This window comes from Roseimaritima sediminicola, from assembly GCF_009618275.1.
Taxonomy (GTDB): domain Bacteria; phylum Planctomycetota; class Planctomycetia; order Pirellulales; family Pirellulaceae; genus Roseimaritima; species Roseimaritima sediminicola.
Genome location: NZ_WIAD01000101.1, coordinates 1 through 4104, shown reverse-complemented (window position 1 = coordinate 4104; position 4104 = coordinate 1). Strand labels below are relative to the sequence as shown.

At 56.3% G+C, this 4104-nt stretch carries 3 protein-coding genes; 1 reads left to right on the top strand and 2 read right to left on the bottom strand.

Going from position 1 to position 4104, the window contains the following annotated elements; genetic code table 11:
• The first annotated feature begins 112 nt into the window (after nt 1-112).
• The gene (locus tag GE027_RS22330; protein WP_162006892.1) at nt 113-1078 is read left to right on the top strand and encodes an IS110 family RNA-guided transposase; all 966 of its coding nucleotides are present in this window, start codon (nt 113-115) and stop codon (nt 1076-1078) included.
• A gap of 315 nt (nt 1079-1393) precedes the next feature.
• On the opposite strand, the gene GE027_RS22325 is transcribed toward GE027_RS22330, so the two are convergent.
• On the bottom strand, nt 1394-1972 hold the full coding sequence (locus GE027_RS22325) for a DUF416 family protein (RefSeq protein ID WP_153559449.1): 579 nt from the start codon (nt 1970-1972) through the stop codon (nt 1394-1396).
• Nucleotides 1973-1974: 2 nt separating this feature from the next.
• A complete protein-coding gene (locus GE027_RS22320) occupies nt 1975-3978 on the bottom strand; it encodes an RHS repeat-associated core domain-containing protein (protein ID WP_153559448.1) in 2004 nt (667 codons plus the stop codon).
• Between the last annotated feature and the right edge of the window lie 126 nt (nt 3979-4104).

Genomic DNA, 4104 nt, shown 5'->3' with positions numbered 1-4104 from the left:
TTGGCACTTTGATGCCGTGGGTCAGCGGGATCGCGAGACGTTCATCTACCAACCCGAACCGTCGCATGAACTGCATTCTATGCAAGTTCGGATTTACTAGGATGGGATGTTGATGAGTACCAAGAACGAAACCTGCTTCGTCGGTGTCGACGTGTCGAAAGCGTCGCTTGATGTGTATCGGCCAGATACACGAGCCCGCGTTCAATTCGACAACTCGCAGGATGGCACGGAGGAACTGTGTAAGAAGCTGAAGCGAAAGAAGGTACGCACCCTCGTCGTCATGGAAGGGACCGGTGGCTATGAAAAGATGCTGCTGCATCAGTTGGAGAATTTCGGGATCGAGGCTGCCGTTGTCAACCCGCGCCGAGTTCGTGACTTTGCCAAAGGCATTGGCATCGATGCGAAAACCGATCCCATCGATGCCGAGGTGATCTTACGTTACGGCCAGGTCGTCCAGCCTGCGCCCATCGCTTGCAAGTCAGAGCATGAGAAGAAGCATCGAGCTCTCGTCGATCGGCGCGACCAACTCCTGGGCTTGATCAATCAGGAGAACAATCGCCTCAAGCAAACTTGGGACGAAGATGCCAAGCAAAGCATTCGAACCGTGCTGGATTGCTTGAAAAACCAGCTGAAACAGATCGACAGCGAGCTGGCCAAAATGCTCAAAGTTGACGAAGAAAACACACGATTGATCGAGATTCTCGACTCGATCAAGTGCGTCGGCCCGGTGCTGATTTCCACCTTGATTACGTCGCTGCCAGAGCTGGGGAAACTCAATCGCGAGCAGATTGCCAAGCTGGTCGGTGTCGCTCCAATCAATCGCGATTCGGGCAAAAAGTCGGGCAAGCGTTTTATCGGCGGAGGGCGTGCAAAGGTTCGCCGAGTGCTTTACATGTCAGCTGTCGTGGGCATCCGCCACAACCCAGTGCTCAAGTCGTATTACGCTCACCTGAAGAGCAAAGGCAAAGAGTCCAAAGTGGCGATCGTTGCCTGCATGCGGAAGCTGCTGAGCATCATGAACACAATGGTTCGCAACGACGAGCTGTGGCGTGAACGGTCAAAAGGCGGTGCCTTGTGAACACCATTCGAGTCGCCACAAGACACCGCCCCGGCTTATCGCTATCGACGCACCATCGACTCGGCTATCCCTTGGCCAGTTGGTTCTCACCAGAGCCGACCTCCGTTTCACCGAGCACTTTGAGTCTACGGCATGTCACATCGAACACCACTCGCCATGCCTTTAAAAATCTCGGGGGTTTGGGGGCTGGCCCCCAGGTACGCTGGACTTTCCAGCAAGGGATTCGGAAATCTTTTTCCGAATCAATGTTGACCAAAAGTAAGACCGTCGCTGACCCCTTTGATCGCCGTCGTTTGTCGCGGCGATCAATGAGCATCACGTTAACGCGATATTGCTATCTGCTGATCTTGACCGCAATTCGTCAACACTCCATTCGCCATCTAGCAACGCCAAATCGCTCTGCTGTTTTTCAATTTCTTTCTGCATTAACACATGATCTGCTATCTGATCTTCAAGCGTCGGACTCGAACTATCCATCGATTCAATTTCTTGAACGTACATGTCAACTGTGTCGCGCGCTAAACACGCAATTTCAAGAGTTGGATTCGGGCTTTCCGAACCGACGACGTCGAACAGCGTTGCGACTGCAACCGCTGCGTCCAATGCGGGCGACGTCAACAGTGACTCAAACTCCTCGGTGTCTGGTGCCAACTCCTCACAGCGAGTCTTGCCTGCCGATGCTGGGATCTCATCTTCCTTTTCAAGAAAGTCCCAGAATTCATCGAGTGTCTGCCGAAGAACATCTGGCTCACCAAAATCCTCTTGTGTAGCGAAGGCACGATAGTTCGGTAACATCCGTTCGCAACATAGAAGTGCGAACGCAAGTCTTGCTCTCATCGACATCCGACTGAGCTGAACTTCCAGGGCAGCTTCGTCAAAACGCAGCTTTGGCATGTCTACTTACCTCCTCTTGGCTTCTTCAGCGGACTTAGGGGAGCAACTTTGTTCTGCTGAAGAAATTCATCACAACTAGGACATGTCGGCCGACTCGCAGCCGTACCCGTTGGCGTTAGTCCTTGGCTCCCTGCCGCATTGACTCCTGTCACTTCCGCATGTCCGAGACCGACGCCTTCTACCTCATTCGGACCGAGCAACCGTCGTTGCGCAGGTCGCAACCTCTTCTCACTACTGCTAACGATACGGGTGCCCTGTGCAGTTTCGGTCACTGCAACCGTCGTACGACGTTGCGTTGCGGCGGGAACTGCTTGGTGAATTTCAGTCGCACGCGTCGCTGCTGTTGGATTTGGGGCATCCGCTACATCATCAATCTTATTAACTGGGACTGCACCAAATAAACGCTTCACGCCGGGAATTTTCTTTGCAATGTTAGGATTAGGCCCAGGTGCCGCATTGACTAAGATGTCTTGTCCAATTTGCCCGGCCGGTTTGCCTTCAATCCCACCATTTATAACTTCATTGCAGATTGGAAATATCGGCGTTGGATCAATTTCTGCACCAGCCATTAGGGCGGTGCGGGCTGGATTCTCCTTGACCGATTCTCCGCCTTGATCGGTCGCTCCATAATAGATTTCCGTATCAACCTCCCATACACCTGTGTAGATCCAGACTAGCGGACCGGAAACTGTACTGTGGCTGGTGACCCATTCCAACCCACTCGGATCGATCTTCGTCGTCGGCCCATTGCCCACATACCGATAAAGGTTCGCGTCACCCGCAGCGAAGCCGATGGGGTCTTGGCTGAGCCAGCGGCCGGTGGTGGGGTCGTACCAGCGGGCGCGGTTGTTTTGTAGCTCGACGTCGGCGTCCCAGTCGCGGCCCGTGTAGCCGAATAGGGTGTCCACGGCGCTGGCGTGGCTGCTCGCGATCGCGGTCCCGCTGGCGTCGTAATCCTGCTCGACCAGCCGATTGCCAAAGCTGTCGTAAGCCACGTGCTGGCGGACGACGCCGTTGTTGTCGACGAGATCACGTACGCTGCCTAGGTGGTCGGCGATGGTCCACAGCGTTTCGCCCGCTGTTGTGCTGGCCGTGCTGGAGTTGACCGCTGGCTCGCTGCCGGCAGCGTACTGCTCGTCGGCCAGGACCTCGTCCACGGCGTCGCCGTACAGGTAACGGTTCGCGATGCGGAACGATTCGCTTACCGCTTCGCCGTCGCTGTCGACAAACCGCAGCACCGTCTGGCCGTCGGCCCACACGAAGGCTTCGTCCCGATCCCAAGTGCCGTCGCCGTCGCTGTCGACGCGTTTGCCGACCCGCTGATCGAAGGCGTCGTAAATGAACTCGACCTGCTGGGTGATCGTGCCGCCGGCCGAAACTCGCTCGGTGACAAGCACCAGTCGGTTGCGGTGGTCCCACGCGTACTCGGTCACTTCACCCGTCGCGATCGAGGTCTTGGAAAGCGTGTTTCCCTCGTCGTCGTAGGTGTAGTTGTACGTGCCATCGGTCTGCAGCTGGTTGTGCGTATGGGAAGCCGATTGCGACGAGCCGCCGGAGGACTTGCGGTTGCCGCCGGCGTCGAAGTCGTACGATTCACTGGACGCCAGACCGAACGGTTGGCTGAGTCCTGTGATCGCCGCGGTGGTCGCCGAAGTCAATTGATCACGGCTATCGTAACCGTAACTGGTCTCGGTGCCGTCGCGGTAGGAAGCGAACTCGACCAGCCGGTTGTCGTAGGCGAACTGGAAATCGGTGGCCAGCGGGTCGGAATCGTCGATGGACGTCGTGCGGTCTGAGGTGTCGTAAGCGTAGGTCAAGGTGCGATCGACGCTGGCGCAGGTTCTCCATGTTTCGCTGCTCACGCGGTAGCGGTTGTCGTAGGCCCACTCGGTCCGCCGATCATTACGATCGACCAGCGACCGCAGGTTCCCTGCGGCGTCATAAGCGTAGCTGCGATTCTGTGTTCCGCTGCCGTACACCTTGCCCTCGGTCACCAGTTGATTCATACGGTTCTAAGTATAAACCGTCTCGTTCCCCAGCGGGTCGGTGACGTTGACAATGTTTCCGAACACGTCGTCGTCTCGCCCCTCGCTGAACACCGGAAACAAGGCCTGACCCCGGCGCAGCCTTCC